This is a genomic window from Arthrobacter sp. P1_D12 (genome assembly GCF_056406175.1).
On the sequence record NZ_JBFUAR010000001.1, the window covers coordinates 344,520 to 364,267 of the forward strand.

The window sequence follows — 19,748 nt, forward strand, 5'->3', positions numbered from 1 at the left end:
CACCATGAGCACACTCAGCTACGACGCCACCGGCGCAGCCCGCCAGGCACATGACCAGCACCTCCCGGCACTGCTGGAAGACCGCATTGCCACCCGGATCTTCGCGAAGGACCACACCCTGTGGGGTCCGGAAGCAGAGCAGGAATCCGCTGTCCGGCTGGGCTGGGTCGAGGCGGCTTCCGTCTCCCAGCCGCTGGTCGGCGACATTCTCGAACTCCGCGACGCGCTGAAGGCCGAGGGCGTAACGCGGATCGTCCTCTGCGGCATGGGCGGTTCATCGCTGGCGCCTGAAGTCATCGCGGGCACCGCTGGCGTCGAGCTGACTGTTCTGGACAGCACCGACCCCGAACAGGTCAGTGCCGCGGTGGCGGACCGGCTGGACGAAACCGCGATCGTGGTTTCGTCCAAGTCCGGCTCCACTGTGGAAACCGATTCCCAGCGCCGGATCTTCGAGCAGGCGTTCACCGATGCCGGGATCGATGCGAAGAGCCGCATCATCATCGTCACCGACCCGGGGTCGCCGCTGGACAAGGCCTCCCGGGAGGCAGGCTACCGCGCCGTCTTCAATGCAGATCCGAACGTCGGCGGCCGTTTCTCGGCCCTGACCGCCTTCGGGCTGGTCCCGTGCGGGCTGGCCGGCGTCGACATCCAGGCTTTCCTTGATGAGGCCGAAGAAGCCGCCGAGATCCTCAATGAGGACTCGGAGGACAACATCGGCCTGGCCCTTGGCACCGCCCTGGGCGGCACCAGCCCGCTGCGCAACAAGATCGTCATCGCGGAGGACGGATCCGGGATCGTGGGCTTCGCCGACTGGGCCGAGCAGCTCATCGCCGAATCCACGGGCAAGCTCGGCACCGGCGTGCTGCCGGTCGTCGCCGGTCCTGCCTCCCCGGAAGCCACCCTGGGCGCCCCCGATGTCCTGGTCATCAGGCTCGTCGCGGCGGATGCCGACGTGCAGCTCGGCGAGAACGAGGTCGCCATCGCCGGCGGCCTGGCCACACAGATGATGGTGTGGGAATTCGCCACCGCCGTTGCCGGCCGCCTGCTCGGCATCAACCCGTTCGACCAGCCGGACGTCGAGGCAGCGAAGATCGCCGCCCGCGGCCTGCTGGACGCACAGCCCGCACCGACGCCGGCGAATTTCACCGACGGCGCGATCGAGGTCCGCGGCGGGGAATGGCTCGGCGCCGCCGGCACCGCGGCTGAGGCTGTCAGCGCCCTGCTCGGCGAACTCGGCCCGGACAACTACCTCAGCGTCCAGGCCTATTTCGACCGGCTGGCTTATGCCAGCTTCGAAGGCGTCCGGGACGAACTGGCCGCGGTCAGCGGACGCCCGGTCACCTTTGGCTGGGGCCCGCGGTTCCTGCACTCCACCGGCCAGTTCCACAAGGGCGGACCCGCGATTGGCGTCTTCCTGCAGGTCACGGCCGCATCCGCGGCTGACCTGGCCATCCCGGACCGGCCGTTCACGTTCGGCGAGCTGATCTCGGCGCAGGCCGCGGGCGATGCCCAGGTCCTGTCCGAGCACGGCCGTCCGGTCCTCCGGCTGCACCTGGCCGACCGCGCCGCGGGTGTGAAGCAGCTCCAGGAGCTCGTCACGTCCCTTGCCGGCCAGGCAGCATCCTCCACTGAAAGCTAAGGCACCCACGCAACCATGCCAGAAACCTACAACGGCGGCAGGAACACGGCCGGCCGGGGGCGCAATCCGCTCCGGGACCCCCGCGACCGCCGTCTGAACCGTATTGCCGGACCGGCGTCGCTGGTCTTGTTCGGGGTGACCGGGGACCTCGCCCGCAAGAAGCTCATGCCCGCCGTGTATGACCTCGCCAACCGCGGGCTGCTACCGCCGAGCTTCGCGCTGGTGGGCTTTGCCCGCCGCGAGTGGGAGAACGAGGACTTCGCCGCGGAGGTCAAGGAGTCCGTCAAGGCGTACGCCCGCACCCCGTTCGACGAAACGGTCTGGAAGCAGCTCTCTGAGGGCATCCGCTTCGTGCAGGGCGAGTTCGACGACGACGAGGCGTTCAAGCGGCTCTCCGACACGATCGATGAGCTCGACGAACAGCGCGGGACGCGGGGAAACCACGCGTTCTACCTCTCGATCCCGCCGAAGGCCTTCGAGCAGGTCTGCCGTCAGCTCTCCAAGCACGGCCTGGCCCAGGCCGCGGGCGACAACTGGCGCCGCGTGGTGATCGAAAAGCCGTTCGGACACGACCTCGAGTCGGCCCGGCAGCTCAACGACATCGTCGAGTCGGTGTTCCCGCCGGACGCGGTGTTCCGGATCGACCACTACCTGGGCAAGGAGACGGTGCAGAACATCCTGGCACTGCGCTTCGCCAACCAGCTCTTCGAGCCGCTCTGGAACGCCAACTATGTGGACCACGTCCAGATCACCATGGCCGAGGACATCGGGACCGGAGGCCGGGCAGGCTACTACGACGGCGTGGGCGCGGCCCGCGACGTCATCCAGAACCACCTGCTGCAGCTGCTGGCCCTGACGGCGATGGAAGAACCGATCTCCTTCAACGCGGACGACCTGCGTGCCGAGAAGGAAAAGGTCCTCGCCGCCGTCCGGCTCCCCGAGGATCTCTCCTCCCACTCCGCCCGCGGGCAGTTCACCGGCGGCTGGCAGGGCGGCGAGGAAGTCCTCGGGTACCTGGAGGAGGAGGGCATCCCGGCCGATTCCAAGACCGAGACGTTCGCCGCGATCCGGGTGGACATCAACACCCGCCGCTGGTCCGGCGCGCCGTTCTACCTGCGCGCCGGCAAGCGGCTGGGGCGCCGGGTGACGGAGATCGCCGTCGTGTTCAAGCGCGCACCAAACCTGCTCTTCACTGACCACGGCGAGGACGACTTCGGCCAGAACGCCGTGGTGATCCGGGTCCAGCCTGACGAGGGCGCCACGATCCGGTTCGGTTCCAAGGTTCCTGGCACCCAGATGGAGGTCCGCGACGTCACCATGGACTTCGGCTACGGCCACTCCTTCACCGAGTCCAGCCCCGAAGCCTATGAACGGCTGATCCTGGATGTGCTCCTGGGCGAGCCGCCGCTGTTCCCCCGGCACCAGGAAGTTGAGCTGTCCTGGAAGATCCTGGATCCCTTCGAGGAATACTGGGCCGGCCTGGACGAACAGCCCCAGCCCTACGCTCCCGGAAGCTGGGGCCCTGCCTCGGCCGATGAGCTCCTTGCCCGCGACGGACGAACCTGGAGAAGGCCATGATCGTAGATCTTCCCGACACCACCACCTCCAAGATTTCCAAGAAGATCATGGCCCTGCGCGAGCAGGGCGGCGTGATCGCCCTGGGCCGGGTCCTGACCCTCGTGGTCGTCACCCGCTCCGGGCTGGAAGAGGAGGCCATCGAGGCCGCCAACGAGGCCAGCCGGGAACACCCGTGCCGGATCATCGTCCTCGCCGACGCCGGGGCCTCGGCCCCGACCCGGCTGGACGCCCAGATCCGCGTCGGCGGCGACGCCGGCGCCTCCGAGGTGATCCTGCTGCGCGGCTACGGCGAACTGGCAGAGGAAAGCGAATCCCTCGTCGCGGCCTTGCTGCTCCCGGACGCCCCGATCGTGGCCTGGTGGCCGCACGGCGCGCCCAGGAACGCGTGCCAGACCTCGGTCGGGGGCATCGCGCACCGCCGGATCACCGACTCGGCCAATGAAGCGGACCCGGTCGCGGCGCTGGAGAACATCCGCCGCACGTACAAGGCCGGCGACACGGACCTGGCTTGGACCCGGCTGACCAACTGGCGCATCCAGCTGGCCGCGGTCCTGGACCAGGTGGACGACTCGCCGGTCACGGCCGTCGCCGTCGAGGGCGCCTCGGACTCCCCCAGCACCGTGCTCCTCGCAGCCTGGCTCACCCTGGCCCTGGACGTTCCCGTGACGATCGTGGCGGATCCGGCCGGAACCGGCATCCGTCGCGTCCGGCTGACCCGGCCCGGCGGCGACATCCAGCTCTTCCGGCCCGGGCTCACCATCGCCGAACTGACCCAGCCCGGCCAGCCCGCCCAGCGGATCTCACTGCCCCGCCGCAGCCTCAAGGACTGCCTGGCCGAAGAACTCCGCCGCCTGGATCCGGACGAAGTCTTCGGTGAAGTGATTACTATGGGACTGCCGCGTACCAATCTAAGGAGTGTCCGTCCCAGTGAGCGCTGACCCGAGAGTAAGCATCCATCCTGACTCGACCGTTCTGATGGCGGCGATCGCAGCCCGCCTGATTACCAAGCTGGTGGATATCCAGGACCGGCACGGCGAGGCCACGGTGGTGCTTACCGGGGGAACGATGGGCATCGGCTCGCTCAAGGCCGTGGCCGAATCGCCCGCGGCGCGGGCCGTCGACTGGTCCAAGGTGAACTTCTGGTGGGGTGACGAGCGCTTCGTGGCGGCCGGCGACGCCGAGCGCAACGCCCGCCAGGCCCAGGACGCCCTCCTGTCCCACATCGATGTTGATCCGGCGCGCGTCCATGTGCCCGGCTCCACCGATGATTTCGACAGCCCGGACGACGCCGCGGCCGACTATGCCCGCCGGCTCGCCGAGGCGGCGGCCGCCGAGCACGCCGCGGACATGTCCGACGACAGGCCGGAACAGCCTGCGCGGCTCCCCCGCCTGGACATCGTCCTCCTCGGTGTGGGGCCGGACGCGCACGTCGCCTCGCTCTTCCCGGAGCAGGCCGGCATCCGGGAGAAGGAACTGACCGTCGTGGGCGTCCACAACTCCCCCAAGCCGCCGCCGGCGCGGGTGTCGCTGACGTTGCCGGCGATCAACACGGCATCCGAGGTGTGGATGGTGGTGGCCGGTGATGACAAGGCCGGCGCCGTAGGGCTCGCCCTGGCCGGCGCTAATCCCGTGCAGGTGCCCGCCGCGGGGCCGCGCGGCCGCCGGGAAACGCTGTGGCTGATTGACGAGGACGCGGCCTCACGGGTCCCGGAGCAGCTCGTCCGGAAGGGTCCGTCCGGAGCGTAGACGTTCCAGCGCTCCAGCCAGCACGTCTTCGGCGTCCTGGCTGGAGCGCCGCTCTTTAACGTATTCCAGATGCGTCTTGAAGCCCTCTGTTGGCGTCTCCTCCAGGGCAAACTTTGATTCGTCGCGGGTTGCGGTGCCGCCGCAGCGCCGGCAGTCCCAAACTCCGGGGATCTGTTCCTCCGGAAGCTGTGCGAACACGAGCGAGGTTTCATGGCCCTTGGCGCACCGGAAAGACACACGAATACGGGGCTGGCGTACGCCGGCCCCGTTCAGTGGTTCATGGCGGGGAGTGGCCCCCTCGGTGGCGCCCACACGGATTCCTTTGAATCCGGAAGCAGAATGCAGCATCGGGAACTCCTGGCTACTTAGCTGGTGGAAGTGCAAGACGACAGCCACAGTGTAGTTCGTGAGTTCCCGATGCCGGGAGGGCCATAAGGACCCCATATGAAGTTTTCGAAACGGGCGTCCTAGGAATCGGCGCCTGTGCTGAACCGCATGAGCAGGCCGAGGGCGATGATCACCACGCCCCAGGTGATTCCCAGGATAACCGTGAACCGGTTGAGGTTCCGTTCCGCGACGCCGGAGGAGCTCAGGCCCGAGCTCATGCCGCCGCCGAACATGTCGGACAGGCCGCCTCCGCGTCCCTTATGGAGCAGGATGAGCAACGTCAGCAGGAGGCTGGTGATGCCCAGGAGGACCTGCAGAATGACATGAAGAACGTCCACGACGGCCTTTCAGAAGGATTGGATTGCGGGGGTCAGGCTGTGTCCGGACTAATCCGTCAACAGGTGACTCTCGAACCTGACAATATTAGCAAACTCGGCAGCGTCCAGGCTGGCACCGCCGACCAGCAAGCCGTCGACGTCGCGCTCCTTCAGGATCGAGGCCGCGTTGTTGGCCTTGACCGAGCCGCCGTACAGCAGGCGGGTCTTGGCGGCGACGTCTGCTCCGAAGAGGGTGGACAGTTCGGCACGGATGGCGGCGCACATTTCCTGCGCGTCCTCCGGGCCAGCGACCTCACCGGTGCCGATGGCCCACACGGGTTCGTAGGCAACTACGAGTTCGGCAGCCTGCTCCGGGGTGAGGCCTTCGACGCCGGCGCGCAGCTGGGCGAGGGTGTGGTCCACGTGGGTGCCGGCCTGCCGGATCTCCAGGCCTTCACCGACGCAGAGGACCGGGGTGATGCCGTGCCGGAAGGCGGCTTTGGTCTTGGCGTTGAGCACGGCGTCGGACTCGTTGTGGATGGTGCGGCGTTCGCTGTGGCCGACCAGGACGTAGCTGCAGGCAAGCTTGGCGAGGAACTGGCCGGAAATGTCGCCTGTGTAGGCGCCGGAGTCGAACTGGGAAAGGTCCTGGCCACCATAGGCGACGGCGAGCTCGTCGCCCTGGACCAGGGTCTGGACGCCGCGGAGATCCGTGAACGGCGGGAAGACGGCGACCTCCACCCGGGCGTAGTCGTGCTTGGCGTCGGACAGGGTCCACGCGAGCTTCTGCAGGAGGGTGATGCCCTGGACGTGGTCCATGTTCATCTTCCAGTTGCCGGCGATGAAGGGCTTGCGGTCGAATTTACCGTTGGTTGACGTGGTCACGTGATCTCCAGGAGTTCTTGGTGTGTGGGAGCAGCCGGCAGGGCGCCCGCTTCCCTGCGGAGGGCGCCCTGCCGGCTCAAATACCGGTGCTTTTAGCGGTCAGTGCTTCTAACGGTCCAGGACGCTCAGGCCGGGGAGTTCCTTGCCTTCAAGGTACTCCAGGCTTGCGCCGCCGCCGGTGGAAATGTGGCCGAACGCCTCATCGGCGAAGCCGAGTGTCCGGACCGCTGCCGCCGAGTCGCCGCCGCCAACCACGGTGAACGCGTCCGTCTCAGTCAGGGCCTGGGCGATGGCCCGGGTACCGCCGGCGAAGGCCGCGAATTCGAACACGCCCATGGGCCCGTTCCAGAACACCGTCCGGGCGCCCTTGATCCGTTCCGCGAACGCCGCTGCCGAGACCGGCCCGATGTCCAGCCCGATGCCCTGGGCTCCGAAGCTGCCCGACTCGATGGCGTCGGCGGCAACGGTCTCGTGCTCGGCGTCGGCGGCGAACTTGCCCGCCACCACAACATCGGTGGGCACGACGAACTCGGTACCGCCGTCGGCGGCGCGCTTCAGGTAGTCCTGGACGACCGGGATCTGGTCCTCTTCGAGCAGGCTGCCCGCGACCTTGTGACCCGCGGCGGCGAGGAAGGTGAACAGCATGCCGCCGCCCACCAGGATCGTGTCCGCCTTGCCCAGGAGGTTGTCGATCACAGCGAGCTTGTCGGAGACCTTGGAGCCGCCGAGGACAACGACGTAGGGCCGCTGGGTATCCGTGGTGAGCTTGCGCAGCACCTCGACCTCCGTGCGGACAAGGTCGCCCTGGTAGGACGGCAGCCGCGTGGCGACGTCGTACACGCTGGCGTGCTTGCGGTGCACCGCACCGAAGGCATCATCGACGAAGGCGCCGTTGTCGCCGGTGAGGGCGACCAGCTCGTCCGCGAAGGCGCCGCGCTCGGCGTCGTCCTTGGAGGTCTCCCGCGCGTCGAAGCGCACGTTTTCCAGGACCAGCACTTCGCCGTCCTGCAGCGCCGCGGAGAGCTCCTTGGCCGACTCGCCGACGGTGTCGGTGGCAAGTGAGACCTTGAACCCGGCAAGCTCGGCCAGCCGTGCGGCTGCGGGCTTGAGGGAGTACTTCTCCTCCGGGGCGCCCTTGGGGCGGCCGAGGTGTGCTGTGACCAGCACGCGGGCACCGGCGTCCGTGAGCTTCGCCAGCACTGGGAGGGAGGCCTTGATGCGGCCGTCGTCAGTCACTGTAGAGCCGTCGAGCGGCACGTTCAGGTCACTTCTGACCAGAACGTACCGCCCGCGGACACCATCAGCGATCAGTTCGTTGAGGGTGTGAAATGTCATGAGTCTTACCCTAGCCCAGCTTGGACGCTACAAGCTCCGTGAGGTCCACGAGGCGGTTGGAGTAACCCCACTCGTTGTCATACCAGGACACAACCTTGACCTGGTCGCCGATCACCTTGGTCAGGCCGGAGTCGAAGATGGACGATGCCGGGTCGCCGACGATGTCGGAGGAGACGATCGGCTCGTCGGTGTAGGTCAGCAGGCCCCTGAGCTCCTCGGTCTCCGATGCTGCCTTGAGGGCGGCGTTGACTTCGGCGACCGTGGTCTCGCGGGAAACCGTGACGGTCAGGTCCGTGGCGGAGCCGGTGGGAACGGGCACGCGGATGGCGTAGCCGTCGAGCTTGCCCTTGAGCTCCGGCAGGACCAGACCGATTGCCTTGGCGGCACCGGTGGAGGTGGGCACCATGTTGATGGCGGCGGCGCGGGCGCGGCGGAGATCCTTGTGCGGGCCGTCCTGCAGGTTCTGGTCGGCGGTGTAGGCGTGAATGGTGGTCATCAGGCCACGCTCGATGCCGAAGGCCTCATTGATGACCTTGGCCAGCGGGCCGAGGCAGTTGGTGGTGCAGGAGGCGTTGGAGATGATGTGGTGCGTGGCGTTGTCGTACAGGCCGTCATTGACGCCCATAACGATCGTGATGTCCTCATCCGACGCGGGGGCGGAGATCAGGACCTTCTTGGCGCCGGCATCGATGTGCTTCTGTGCATCGGCGGCCTTCGTGAAGAAGCCGGTGGACTCGATGACGATGTCGACGCCGAGCTCGCCCCAGGGCAGCTTCGCGGGGTCACGTTCGGCGAGGACCTTGATGATGTTGCCGTCGACGACGATGTTGCCGTCCTTGACCTCGATGGTTTCGGCCAGGCGGCCTCCCACGGAGTCGTACTTGAAGAGGTGAGCGAGGGCTTCCGGGCTGGTGAGGTCGTTGACCGCAACGATCTCGAGGTCTGCGCCCTGTGCGAGGGCGGCGCGGAAGTAGTTGCGGCCGATACGGCCAAAGCCGTTGATGCCAATACGGGTCGTCACGTTTTCAGTCTCCTTGGTGCTCTTGCGAGCACGACTAGTTGAGAAGGCGTTCAAGCCAACTAACAGATCCCGCACGCCATTGGGCAGAGATAATTACCAGATCGGAGGGCGACCAGCCACATTGCTGAAGGCTAACCGCCTTCCGTGATCCATCTTACGTTTAACCGGGACTGCCCCCGCAAGTGCAGGGGCAGTCCGTCCACATTTCGGGCCGAAGGGCCCGTAATGTGAGGTTTGTTACAAACGGAAGTCGATTCCGTCACCCTGTGCAGGGTATAGGGACCTGCCTAGAGGGTGATGAGACCCGTCGCGTTCTTGCGCGCGGCGTCGAAGCGCTTGGCGACGTCGGCCCAGTTCACGATGTTCCAGAAGGCCTTGACGTAGTCAGCCTTGACGTTGACGTAGTCCAGGTAGAAGGCGTGCTCCCACATGTCCAGCATCAGCAGCGGGGTGGTGCCGAGTGCGACGTTGCCCTGCTGATCGTAGAGCTGCTCGATGACCAGGTTGCCGCCGATGGGCTCGTAGGCCAGGAAGCCCCAGCCGGAGCCCTGCAGGCCCAGTGCCGCGGCGCTGAACTGCGCACGGAACGCGTCGAACGAGCCGAAGGCGTCGTCAATGGCCGCCGCGAGCTCGCCCTCGGGCTTGTCGCCACCGTCCGGTGAGAGGTTCTTCCAGAAGACGGAGTGGTTGATGTGCCCGCCGGTGTGGAACGCGAGGTCCTTGGAGAGGCGGTTGATGTTGGCGAAGTCGCCCTTTTCGCGCGCCTCGGCCAGCTGGGCCAGGGCGTTGTTGGCGCCGGCCACATAGGCGGCGTGGTGCTTGCTGTGGTGCAGCTCCATGATCTTCGCGGAGATGTGCGGTTCCAGCGCTGCGTAGTCATAGTCGAGCTCGGGCAGTACGTACTCGGTCACAAATTCCTCCAATGTCGTGGACGGGTTGTCCGGTTCGGTAACTCTTTCGATCGTGCATCCGGATGCGGGGCATCCGGAAAATTGCGGTGGGATCCAACGGCGACAACCAGCCGCGGCTCCCGGATATTTCATTCCCCGGGATATTCCTGCTGTTGATTCTAGGGGCGGGCTAGTCGTCGAGCATTTCCGGCGTCACATTGGCTTCCGTGCCCGGGATGCCGAGGTCCTGGGCCCGTTTGTCCGCCATGGCCAGCAGCCGGCGGATCCGGCCGGCGATGGCGTCCTTGGTCATGACGGGGTCGGCGAGCCGGCCCAGCTCGTCCAGGCTGGCCTGTTTGTGCGCGACCCGGAGCTCACCGGCATACTTCAGGTGGTCCGGGACGTCGTCGCCCAGGATTTCCAGGGCGCGGTCCACCCGGGCACCGGCGGCCACGGCGGCCTGCGCGGAACGGCGCAGGTTCGCGTCATCGAAGTTGGCGAGCCGGTTGGCCGTGGCGCGGACTTCCTTGCGCATGCGGCGTTCTTCCCAGACCATGAGCGCGTCGTGGGCGCCCATGCGCGTCAGCAGCGCGGCGATCGTGTCGCCGTCGCGGATCACCACGCGGTCCACTCCCCTGACCTCGCGGGCCTTGGCCTGGATGCCCAGGCGGCGGGCGGCGCCGACGAGGGCCAGGGCCGATTCGGGGCCGGGGCAGGTGACTTCCATGGCCGAGGAGCGGCCGGGCTCGGTGAGCGAGCCGTGGACCAGGAACGCGCCGCGCCAGACAGCTTCGGCGTCCGCGGCGGAGCCGTTCACCACTACCGACGGAAGGCCGCGCACGGGCCGCCCCCGCGCGTCCAGGAGTCCGGTCTGGCGGGCGAGGGCCTCACCGTCGCGCACCACCCGCACCACGTAGCGGCTGCCGCGGCGCAGGCCGCCGCCGGAGACGACGATGATCTCGCTCTGGTGGCCGTACACCTCGGCGATGGCGGCGCGCAGCCGCCGGGCGGTCGATGCGAGGTCGACTTCGGCCTCGATCACAATCCGGCCCGAGATGATGTGCAGCCCGCCGGCGAAGCGGAGCATCGCCGATACCTCGGCCTTGCGGACTGAGGACTTCTTGATATCCAGACGGGAAAGTTCTTCCTTGACTGATGCTGTCAGTGCCATGGCACCTTTCCTAACTATTCCCGAAAATATCGTGATACGCCGTCGCCAGCCGCAACGGATCGTGGACCGGACGGCGACCAGACGCCCCCACTTTACCCAAGACCACCTCGGCACCGAGCATTCCAGCCGCCGCCTCGAAGTCGGGCAGGTTCTGCACCGACGCCGGGTCGGCCAGGATGACGTCGATCGTGAACTCCGGCGCGTATTCGCGCAGCACCCGGAGGTGGTCGGCGGCGGACATGCCGGCCGTCTCCTTGGTATCCGTGGCCAGGTTCATGGTCAGGCACCGGCGGGCAGCCGTGTTGGCGAGGGCCTCGCGCATTTCGGGCAGCAAGAGGTGCGGCAGCACGGAGGTGTACCATGAGCCCGGCCCGAGGATCACCCAGTCGGCCAGCTCGATCGCCGTCAGTGCCTCGGTGCAGGCCGGAGCGTTCTCAGGCAAGAGCCGGACGTGCTCCAGGGATCCTGCCACTGCGCACTTGGCCTGGCCGGTGAGGGTCTGCAGTGCCGTGGCCCCGTCCGGGGCGGTGACCCGGACCTGGCCCTCGATGGTCAGCGGGACGCTGGACATCGGCAGGACTTCGCCGCGCGCGCCGAGCAGGGCGCCGGCCCACTTCAGGCCTGCGACGGTGTCGCCCAGGAGCTCCCAGAGCGTGACGATCAGGAGGTTGCCCATCGCGTGCTCATCGAGGGAGCCGCCCCGGCCTTTGCCGGGGGCGAAGCGGTGCTGCATGACGTCGCGCCACGTGCGGCCCCAGTCGGTGTCGTCGCACAGCGCGGACAGGGCCATCCGGAGATCACCGGGCGGCAGGACGCCGTACTCTTCGCGGAGCCGGCCGGAGGATCCGCCGTCGTCCGCGACCGTGACGACCGCGGTGAGTTCGGAGGTCAGCAGGCGCAGGGCCGACAGCGAGGCGGAGAGGCCGTGGCCGCCGCCGAGCGCGACGACGGAGGGGCCTTTGTCCTGCTGGCTGGCGAAGGCCGCGCTGGCGGGCGGGACAAGGGGCAGCGGGCCGGTCAGCAGCGCCATTACTCGCGGCCCAGGTCCCGGTGCGTCGTGGTCACCGTGACGCGCGGATACTGCGCCAGCCTCCGTGAGAGCTCGACGGCGACCGCCACGGAGCGGTGCTTGCCGCCGGTGCAGCCCACGGCAATGGTGGCGTAGTGCTTGTTCTCCCGCCGGTACCCGTCCAGGACGGGTTCAAGGGCCAGGACGTAGCGTTCCACGAAGTCGCTGACGCCCTGGGCCTCCAGCACGTAGTCGCTGACGTCCTTGTCCAGTCCGGTGTGCGGGCGCAACTGCGGCACCCAGTGCGGGTTGGGGATGAAGCGGGCATCGGCCACGAAGTTGGCATCCACCGGCAGCCCATACTTAAAGCCGAAGCTCATGACGTTCAGCCGCAGCGCCACCGGCCCGGTCTCGCTGAAGAGTTCGGTGATGGCGGTGGCGAGGCCATGGACGTTGAGGGAGGACGTGTCCAGGACGATGTCGGCGGTGTCCCTCAATTCACGGACCAGCTCGCGTTCGGCGGCGATGCCGTCGAGGATCCGGCCGCCGCCCTGGAGCGGGTGGGGCCTGCGGCCCTGCTCGAAGCGGCGCACCAGGACGTCGTCGCTGGCGTCGAGGAACAGCACGCGGAAGCTCACGCCGGTGGCTTCCAGGGCGCGGAGCGCCGCGCGCATGTCGACGAACAGTTCCTTGCTCCGGACGTCCATCACGACGGCGAGCTTGGACATGGAGTGCGGCGTCCGGGACACCAGTTCCGCGAGCGTGCCGAGCATCTGCGGCGGCAAATTTTCCACGACGTACCAGCCATGGTCCTCAAGGGCGTCCGAGGCGGTGCTGCGGCCGGCTCCCGACATTCCGGTCACCACGAGCAGTTCAGCCTCGACGGGTTTGACGGGTGTCATGCCGTCCGCATCCGTCTCGGATCCTGCCGTCGACTCTGCCATCAGTGAAGCCCCATCTCTGCCTGTACGATTTGCTGTTTGTCAGGTTTGCGCGCGGGCCGCGGTGATGCCGCTGCCGTGCCGTACCCAAGTCTTTACCCTAGCTAAGTTTGGCGGCACTAGCTAAGCGTCGAGGATTTCGCCGGTGGTCATGTTGACGGCAGGAACCGTGGCGGCTTCCTCGACGCCGCCGCCAGCGAAGTGCCGGACGATCGCGGCGGCGAGGGAGGGGCCGATCCCCTTGGCACCGGTGAGTTCGTCCTGCGTCGCGGCTTTGATCCCCTTGACGGAGCCGAACTCCGCCAGGAGGGCCTTGCGCTTGGATTCGCCCAGCCCGGGCACGCTGTCCAGGGCGGAGGCCGTCATGGCCTTGCCGCGCTTTTGCCGGTGGAAGGTGATGGCGAAGCGGTGGGCCTCATCGCGGATCCGCTGCAGCAGATACAGGCCGGCCGAGGCGCGCGGCAGGATCACCGGGAAATCGCTGTCCGGCAGCCACACCTCTTCGAGCCGTTTGGCCAGGCCGACCACATACACGTCCTCGATGCCGAGCTTTTCCAGCGCCCGTGCGGCCGCATTGACCTGCGGTTTGCCGCCGTCGACGACGACGAGGTTGGGCGGGTAGGCGAATTTGCTCCGCGGTGTTGGCGTCGTGGAGTCCGCGCCCGCCGSGGCGGKCGCCGCGTCCAGGGCGGCCTGGTGCGCCGGTTTGGCCGCAGCCGCCGCCTGCTCGTCTTTTTCTTGAAGATAGTGCCGGAACCGCCGGGTCAGCACATCATGCATGGCCGCGGTGTCGTCGGTGGCCGCGGCCCCGGTCACGGCGAACTTCCGGTAGTCGGACTTTTTCGGCAGGCCGTCCTCGACCACCACCATGGAGCCGACCACGTTGGTGCCCTGGACGTGCGAGATGTCGAAGCACTCGATCCGCAGCAGCGCCACGGGAAGCTCGAGCGCTTCCTGGATTTCCTGCAGGGCCTGGGAGCGCATGGTGAGGTCGCCGGCGCGCCGGGACTTATGGAGCTTGAGGGCGTGCTCGGCGTTTTCACGGACCGTGGACAGGAGGGCGGCCTTGTCTCCGCGCTGGGGAACGCGGATGTCCACCCGCGCCCCGCGCAGGCCGCTGAGCCATTGCGCGAGCTCCGGGGCGTTGCTGGGCTCGGCAGGCACCAGCACTTCCCGGGGCAACCTGCCCTGGAGCCCGGCTTCCTCGCCGTAGACCTGCTGGAGCAGGTGTTCGACCAGTTCCGGGGTGGTGGAGTCCTCGACTTTTTCCACCACCCAGCCGCGCTGGCCGCGGATCCGTCCGCCCCGGACGTGGAAGACCTGCACGGCGGCCTCGAGCTCGTCTTCGTGCAGGGCGAAGACGTCGGCGTCCGTGCCCTCGGCCAGGACGACGGCGTTACGTTCGAAGACCTTCTTCAGCGCCACGATGTCGTCCCGGAGCCGGGCCGCGCGTTCATAGTCGAGCTCGGCGACAGCCGCGGCCATCTCCCGTTCCAGCCGGTTGACGAAGGGCTTGGCTTCGCCGCCCATGAACGTGCAGAAATCCTCGGCCAGGGCGCGGTGGTCCGCGGCGGAGATCCGGCCGACGCACGGCGCGGAACATTTGTCGATGTAGCCGAGCAGGCAGGGCCGGCCGCTGGCTTCGGCGCGCTTCAGCACCCCGGCGCTGCAGCTGCGGACCGGGAACACGCGCAGCAGGGTGTCCATGGTGTCCCGGATCGCGCCGGCGGTGTACGGGCCGAAGTACCGGGTCCCCTTGCGCCGGTCGCCGCGCAGCACCTGGACGCGCGGGTACTTCTCCCCCATCGTCACGGCGAGGTACGGGTAGCTTTTGTCGTCCCTGAACATCACGTTGAAGCGGGGCGTGAATTCTTTGATCCACGTGTATTCCAGCTGCAGCGACTCGAGTTCGCTGCCCACCACGGTCCATTCGACGCTGCTGGCAGTGTGGACCATCGCATAGGTTTTGGGCATGAGCCCGGCGGGATTGGCGAAATAAGTGTTCAGCCGGGCACGGAGGTTCTTTGCCTTGCCGACGTAGATGACCCGGCCGTGCGGATCGCGGAAGCGGTACACGCCCGGATTGGTCGGAATTTCACCCGTCTGGGGTCGGTAACTCGCTGGATCTGCCACACATCAAGTCTACTGAGCCGCCGGCGGTGCCGCTGCACGTGCACCGGCGCATGCCCGGCGGGGGCCGGGAGCAGGAAGCCGCGCGCTATTCGGCCGACTTGCTCTGGTTGTAGCTGGTGGAGCGTTCCTGGCCGCTCAGGTCCGCGATTGCGTCCATGATGCGGTCCGTGACCTGGCGGCGGGCCGGCAGGGAATGGTCCGGTCCGGTCTTCTCGAAGTACAGCGGCTCGCCGACCTTCATGGTGAAGTGCTGCGGTTTGACGGACTTGCTGTCCGCGGGCTGCAGGTGTTCGGTGCCGATCAGGCCCACCGGGATTACGGGCGCGCCGGTGGTCAGGGCCAGCCAGCCGACGCCGGTGCGGCCGCGGTACAGGATGCCGTCGCGGGAGCGGGTGCCTTCTGGATAGATGCCCACGCCCTTGCCGGAGTCGAGGATGTCCAGCAGCGTTTTCAGCGCCTGGACGCTCGCCGCCTGCTCGCCGCGTTCCACCGGAATGGAGCCCACAGCCTCGAAGAAGGACTTCATGGCTTTGCCTTTGATGCCGCCGGTGGTGAAGTACTCAGCCTTCGCGAAGAAGGCCACGGGCCGCGGCATGAGCGCCTGGACGATCACGCTGTCCAGGAACGAGAGGTGGTTCGGTGCCACGATGAACGGTCCGTCCTTGGGCACGTTTTCCAGGCCGATGACCGTGGGACGGCACGTGGTGGTTACCAGCCCCCGCGTGGTCCAGCGGATTGCGTCAAACATTGCCATCGGTGTGCACCTCGTTCAGGGCTGTGGTCCCCGGGCGTTCGGAGAGCCGGTTGATCGTCGCGTGAAGCGCCGTGGTGTTGTGCACGATCTCGACGGCACCGGCCGCGTGCAGTTCGCCGTCGGGCGCAAACCCCCAGCCTACGCCGATGCAGTCCAGTCCGTTCGCAGCGGCCCCGGCGACGTCCTGCGCCCGGTCCCCCACCATCACGGCCCGGCCTGCGGCCGCAGGGTCCGCGGAAGCGAGGTCCGAGAGCGCGGCGGCGACGATGCCGGCCTTGCCTCCGGGAACAGAGCCTTCGGGAACGGAGCCGTCGGGCACCGAGCCCGCTCCCGGGCTGGCGGCCTCGTCGGCGGCGGAGCCCCGGATGCTGTGGAAGAGTCCGGCGATGCCGTGGTGCGCCAGGACAGTGCGGGCAAGCCCTTCCGGCTTCTGGGTCGCGACTGCGATGGGCCGCCCCGCGGCGACGAAGTCCTCGAGGAGGCCGCGGATTCCCGGGTACAGCCTGCTTTGCGCTATTCCTGTGGATGCGTAGTGCGCGCGGTAGATGCGGATGGCGTCTTCCAGCTGTGCGGCCGGAACGCCGGCGATTTCCGTCAGGGAATGGCTGAGCTTGGGCCCAATCATGGCGTCCATCCGGGACTTGTCCGGAACCGGCAGGCCAAGCTCGATGAGGGCCGCGGCGATACCGTCGGTAATACCCCCGGCGGGATCGACAAGAGTGCCGTCAAGGTCGAAGATCACGGGCACTGTTGTATGCGTCACCGGCTTAGTTTCTCACGAGTGTGCGGTTGCCAGAAATTCGCATACTCCTTCAGGAATACATCAGGGAATACATCGGGAATACATCCGGTGGAAACGTCCCTGCGGGGCGGGGACGCGTGCGGCGGAGGCTTACCTGCCCCGCCGCACGGTCCATGGCGGCCGGTGTTCAGGCGAGGAGCTCGGCGAGGAACGCGGCCGTGTGGCTCTCGCTCGACTTGGCCACCTGCTCGGGGGTGCCGGAGGCAACCACACGGCCGCCACCGGACCCGCCGTCGGGGCCAAGGTCCACGATCCAGTCGGCGCTCTTGATGACGTCGAGGTTGTGTTCGATCGTGATCACCGTGTTGCCCTTCTCCACGAGGCCCTGGAGCACCATGAGGAGCTTGCGGATGTCCTCGAAGTGCAGGCCCGTGGTGGGCTCGTCCAGGACGTAGACGCTGCGGCCGTTGGAGCGTTTCTGGAGCTCGGCTGCGAGCTTCACGCGCTGGGCCTCGCCGCCGGAGAGCGTGGTGGCCGGCTGGCCCAGCCGGACGTAGCCAAGGCCGACGTCGACGAGCGTGTTGAGGTGCCGTGCGATCGGCGAGAAGGCCGCAAAGAACTCGGCCCCTTCCTCGATAGGCATGTTCAGCACGTCCGCGATGGTCTTGCCCTTGTAGTGGACCTCCAGGGTTTCGCGGTTGTACCGTGCGCCGTGGCAGACCTCGCAGGGGACGTAGACGTCCGGCAGGAAGTTCATCTCGATCTTCAGGGTGCCGTCGCCGGAGCAGGCCTCGCAGCGGCCGCCCTTGACGTTGAAGGAGAACCGGCCCGGCAGGTAGCCGCGGACCTTGGCCTCGGTGGTCTCGGCGAAGAGCTTTCGGATGTTGTCGAACACGCCGGTGTACGTGGCCGGGTTCGAGCGCGGGGTGCGGCCGATCGGGCTCTGGTCGACGTGCACCACCTTGTCCAGGTGTTCGAGGCCCTGGACGGACTTGTGCCTGCCGGCCACCTGCTTGGCGCCGTTGAGCTTGTTGGCCAGCACCTTGTAGAGGATCTCGTTGACCAGGGTGGACTTGCCCGAGCCGCTGACGCCGGTGACGGCGGTGAAGAGGCCCAGCGGGAAACTGGCGTCGATGTTCAGGAGGTTGTTCTCCTTCGCCCCGACCACCTTGAGCTCGCGCTTCTTGTCGTATTTGCGCCGCTTCTTCGGAATCTCGATTTTCCGCCGGCCGGAGAGGTAGTCGCCGGTGAGCGAATCCGTGTTTTCCAGCAGCTCCTGGTAGGACCCGGAATGGACCACCATGCCGCCGTGCTCGCCGGCGCCCGGTCCGATGTCAACCACCCAGTCGGCCTCGTGGATGGTGTCCTCGTCATGCTCCACGACGATCAGGGTGTTGCCGAGGTCCCGGAGCCGGGTGAGTGTCTCGATCAGGCGGCGGTTGTCCCGCTGGTGCAGGCCGATCGAGGGCTCGTCGAGGACGTAAAGGACGCCCACGAGGCCGGAGCCGATCTGGGTGGCCAAACGGATGCGCTGGGCTTCGCCGCCGGACAGGGTGCCGGAGGGCCGCTCCAGGTTCAGGTACTCGAGTCCGACGTCGAGGAGGAAGGTCAGGCGGGCCTGGATTTCCTTGAGGACCTGGTGGGCGATCTGGGCCTCGCGGCCGGTGAGGACGAGGTTTTCGAGGAAGCCGGCGCATTCCCGCATGGGCAGTGCGGCGACCTCGGCGATTGACTTGCCGTTGATCAGCACCGAGAGCGACGCAGGGTTCAGCCGGGCACCGTTGCAGGCCGGGCACGGGACCTGGCGCATGTATTCCTCGTAGCGGTCGCGCGCATAGTCGGAATCGGTCTCGCCATGCTTGCGGTGGACGTACTGCACGACGCCCTCAAAGCCGGTGCTGTACTTGCGTTCACGGCCGAAGCGGTTGCGGTATTGCACCACCACCTTGTGGTCCTTGCCGTGCAGGACGGTCTGCCGGACGTCGGTGTCGAGCTTCTCCCACGCCGTCGTCATGGAGAAGCCGAGTTCCTCGGCGAGGCCGGCCAGCAGCCGGTTCCAGTACTCCGTGGTGGCGGTTCCCAGGGACCACGGCGCAATGGCCCCTTCGGAGAGCGAGAGCTCCGGGTTGGGGATGAGGAGTTCCTCGTCGACCTCCAGCTTGGTGCCGATGCCGCTGCAGGCGCTGCAGGCGCCGAATGGGTTGTTGAATGAGAAGGAACGGGGCTCGATCTCGTCGATCGCCAGAGGGTGTTCGTTGGGGCAGGCCAGGTGTTCTGAGAACGCCCTGATCCGCTCGGGATCGTCTGCTTCGAGGTCGACGAATTCGGCCAATATGCGGCCCTCCGCCAGTCCGAGGGCGGTTTCAACCGAGTCGGTCAGGCGCTGGCTGATGCCTTCCTTGACCACGAGGCGGTCCACCACCACTTCGATGGTGTGCTTGAACTGCTTGCCCAGCTTCGGCGGATCACTCAGGTGGACGAGCTCGCCGTCCACCCGGGCCCGCGAGTAGCCCTTGGCTGTGAGTTCCTTGAAGAGGTCCACGAATTCGCCCTTGCGGCCGCGGACCACGGGTGCCAGCACCTGGAAGCGGGTGCCGTCCGGGAGTTCGAGCAGCTGGTCGACGATCTGCTGCGGGGTCTGCTTGGTCACGGGCTCCCCGCAGACGGGGCAGTGCGGCCGGCCCACACGGGCCCAGAGCAGGCGCATGTAGTCGTAAATCTCAGTGATGGTGCCCACGGTCGAGCGCGGGTTCTTGGACGTGGACTTCTGGTCGATGGACACCGCCGGCGAGAGGCCCTCGATGAAGTCGACGTCGGGCTTGTCCACCTGGCCCAGGAACTGCCGGGCGTAGGCGGAGAGGGATTCGACGTAGCGGCGCTGGCCCTCGGCGAAGATGGTGTCGAACGCGAGGGAGGACTTTCCGGAGCCGGACAGGCCGGTGAACACGATCATGGCATCGCGCGGCAGGTCCAGGTCCACGTTGCGCAGGTTGTGCTCGCGGGCGCCCTTGACGACGAGGCGGGTCATGTCCGGACGCTTCAGGACGGGGCGGGACGGGGCCGCATCCCGGACTGCCAGCGGCTCGGCGGCGGAATGGACTTCAACGGCTGGATCTTCAGCTACAGCTTTAGGCACGACTCTAATGCTAATCGAAAACTTCTTCGAAAAACTATTCCGCGCGCCACGGGCGGCGCGGGAT

Annotated in this window: 17 protein-coding genes; 4 read left to right on the top strand and 13 right to left on the bottom strand. The window is 67.3% G+C overall.

Annotated features, from left to right (window positions below; genetic code table 11):
* Positions 1-4: 4 nt before the first annotated feature.
* Genes AC1DZV_RS01600 through pgl form a run of 4 tightly spaced genes read left to right on the top strand, consistent with a single transcriptional unit; the run spans position 5 to position 4,963 of the window.
* On the top strand, positions 5-1,639 hold the full coding sequence (locus AC1DZV_RS01600; RefSeq protein ID WP_476952771.1) for a glucose-6-phosphate isomerase: 1,635 nt from the start codon (positions 5-7) through the stop codon (positions 1,637-1,639).
* A gap of 15 nt (positions 1,640-1,654) precedes the next feature.
* On the top strand, positions 1,655-3,217 hold the full coding sequence (gene zwf / locus AC1DZV_RS01605) for a glucose-6-phosphate dehydrogenase (RefSeq protein WP_476849618.1): 1,563 nt from the start codon (positions 1,655-1,657) through the stop codon (positions 3,215-3,217).
* Positions 3,214-4,155, top strand: coding sequence for a glucose-6-phosphate dehydrogenase assembly protein OpcA (locus AC1DZV_RS01610; RefSeq protein WP_028275501.1), 942 nt, complete (start codon positions 3,214-3,216; stop codon positions 4,153-4,155). Before zwf ends, AC1DZV_RS01610 begins: the two co-directional genes overlap by 4 nt.
* Positions 4,145-4,963: a 6-phosphogluconolactonase gene (pgl, locus tag AC1DZV_RS01615; protein ID WP_459384810.1), complete on the top strand. Its 819-nt coding sequence runs from the start codon at positions 4,145-4,147 to the stop codon at positions 4,961-4,963. Before AC1DZV_RS01610 ends, pgl begins: the two co-directional genes overlap by 11 nt.
* Here pgl and AC1DZV_RS01620 read toward each other — a convergent pair.
* From AC1DZV_RS01620 to uvrA, 13 genes are all read right to left on the bottom strand, one after another.
* A complete protein-coding gene (locus AC1DZV_RS01620) occupies positions 4,916-5,311 on the bottom strand; it encodes an RNA polymerase-binding protein RbpA (protein WP_079549567.1) in 396 nt (131 codons plus the stop codon). The genes pgl and AC1DZV_RS01620 overlap by 48 nt on opposite strands.
* Before the next feature lie 119 nt (positions 5,312-5,430).
* Positions 5,431-5,688 (bottom strand): preprotein translocase subunit SecG, encoded by a 258-nt coding sequence (gene secG, locus AC1DZV_RS01625; RefSeq protein WP_018772994.1) that lies wholly within the window; start codon positions 5,686-5,688, stop codon positions 5,431-5,433.
* Positions 5,689-5,736: 48 nt separating this feature from the next.
* Positions 5,737-6,552: a triose-phosphate isomerase gene (tpiA, locus tag AC1DZV_RS01630; RefSeq protein WP_476952772.1), complete on the bottom strand. Its 816-nt coding sequence runs from the start codon at positions 6,550-6,552 to the stop codon at positions 5,737-5,739.
* Between the two features lie 108 nt (positions 6,553-6,660).
* Positions 6,661-7,887, bottom strand: coding sequence for a phosphoglycerate kinase (locus AC1DZV_RS01635; RefSeq protein WP_476952773.1), 1,227 nt, complete (start codon positions 7,885-7,887; stop codon positions 6,661-6,663).
* Between the two features lie 10 nt (positions 7,888-7,897).
* Positions 7,898-8,908: a type I glyceraldehyde-3-phosphate dehydrogenase gene (gene gap, locus AC1DZV_RS01640; RefSeq protein WP_476944056.1), complete on the bottom strand. Its 1,011-nt coding sequence runs from the start codon at positions 8,906-8,908 to the stop codon at positions 7,898-7,900.
* Positions 8,909-9,195: 287 nt separating this feature from the next.
* Complete coding sequence (locus tag AC1DZV_RS01645) at positions 9,196-9,819, bottom strand: superoxide dismutase (protein ID WP_028276840.1); 624 nt, start codon at positions 9,817-9,819, stop codon at positions 9,196-9,198.
* A 169-nt stretch (positions 9,820-9,988) separates the two neighbouring features.
* Positions 9,989-10,969: a DNA-binding protein WhiA gene (gene whiA / locus AC1DZV_RS01650; protein WP_018772999.1), complete on the bottom strand. Its 981-nt coding sequence runs from the start codon at positions 10,967-10,969 to the stop codon at positions 9,989-9,991.
* A 10-nt stretch (positions 10,970-10,979) separates the two neighbouring features.
* Complete coding sequence (locus tag AC1DZV_RS01655; protein WP_028276839.1) at positions 10,980-11,999, bottom strand: gluconeogenesis factor YvcK family protein; 1,020 nt, start codon at positions 11,997-11,999, stop codon at positions 10,980-10,982.
* Positions 11,999-12,922 (bottom strand): RNase adapter RapZ, encoded by a 924-nt coding sequence (gene rapZ / locus AC1DZV_RS01660; protein WP_476949647.1) that lies wholly within the window; start codon positions 12,920-12,922, stop codon positions 11,999-12,001. The genes AC1DZV_RS01655 and rapZ overlap by 1 nt, the downstream gene beginning before the upstream one ends.
* A 120-nt stretch (positions 12,923-13,042) precedes the next feature.
* On the bottom strand, positions 13,043-15,052 hold the full coding sequence (uvrC, locus tag AC1DZV_RS01665; protein ID WP_476952774.1) for an excinuclease ABC subunit UvrC: 2,010 nt from the start codon (positions 15,050-15,052) through the stop codon (positions 13,043-13,045).
* 85 nt (positions 15,053-15,137) lie between these two features.
* Positions 15,138-15,806: a lysophospholipid acyltransferase family protein gene (locus AC1DZV_RS01670; RefSeq protein WP_026266350.1), complete on the bottom strand. Its 669-nt coding sequence runs from the start codon at positions 15,804-15,806 to the stop codon at positions 15,138-15,140.
* Complete coding sequence (locus AC1DZV_RS01675) at positions 15,793-16,569, bottom strand: HAD hydrolase-like protein (protein ID WP_476949649.1); 777 nt, start codon at positions 16,567-16,569, stop codon at positions 15,793-15,795. The genes AC1DZV_RS01670 and AC1DZV_RS01675 overlap by 14 nt, the downstream gene beginning before the upstream one ends.
* 166 nt (positions 16,570-16,735) lie before the next feature.
* Entirely contained in the window at positions 16,736-19,684 is a 2,949-nt protein-coding gene (uvrA, locus tag AC1DZV_RS01680) for an excinuclease ABC subunit UvrA (RefSeq protein ID WP_476949650.1), read from the bottom strand.
* Positions 19,685-19,748 lie beyond the last annotated feature (64 nt).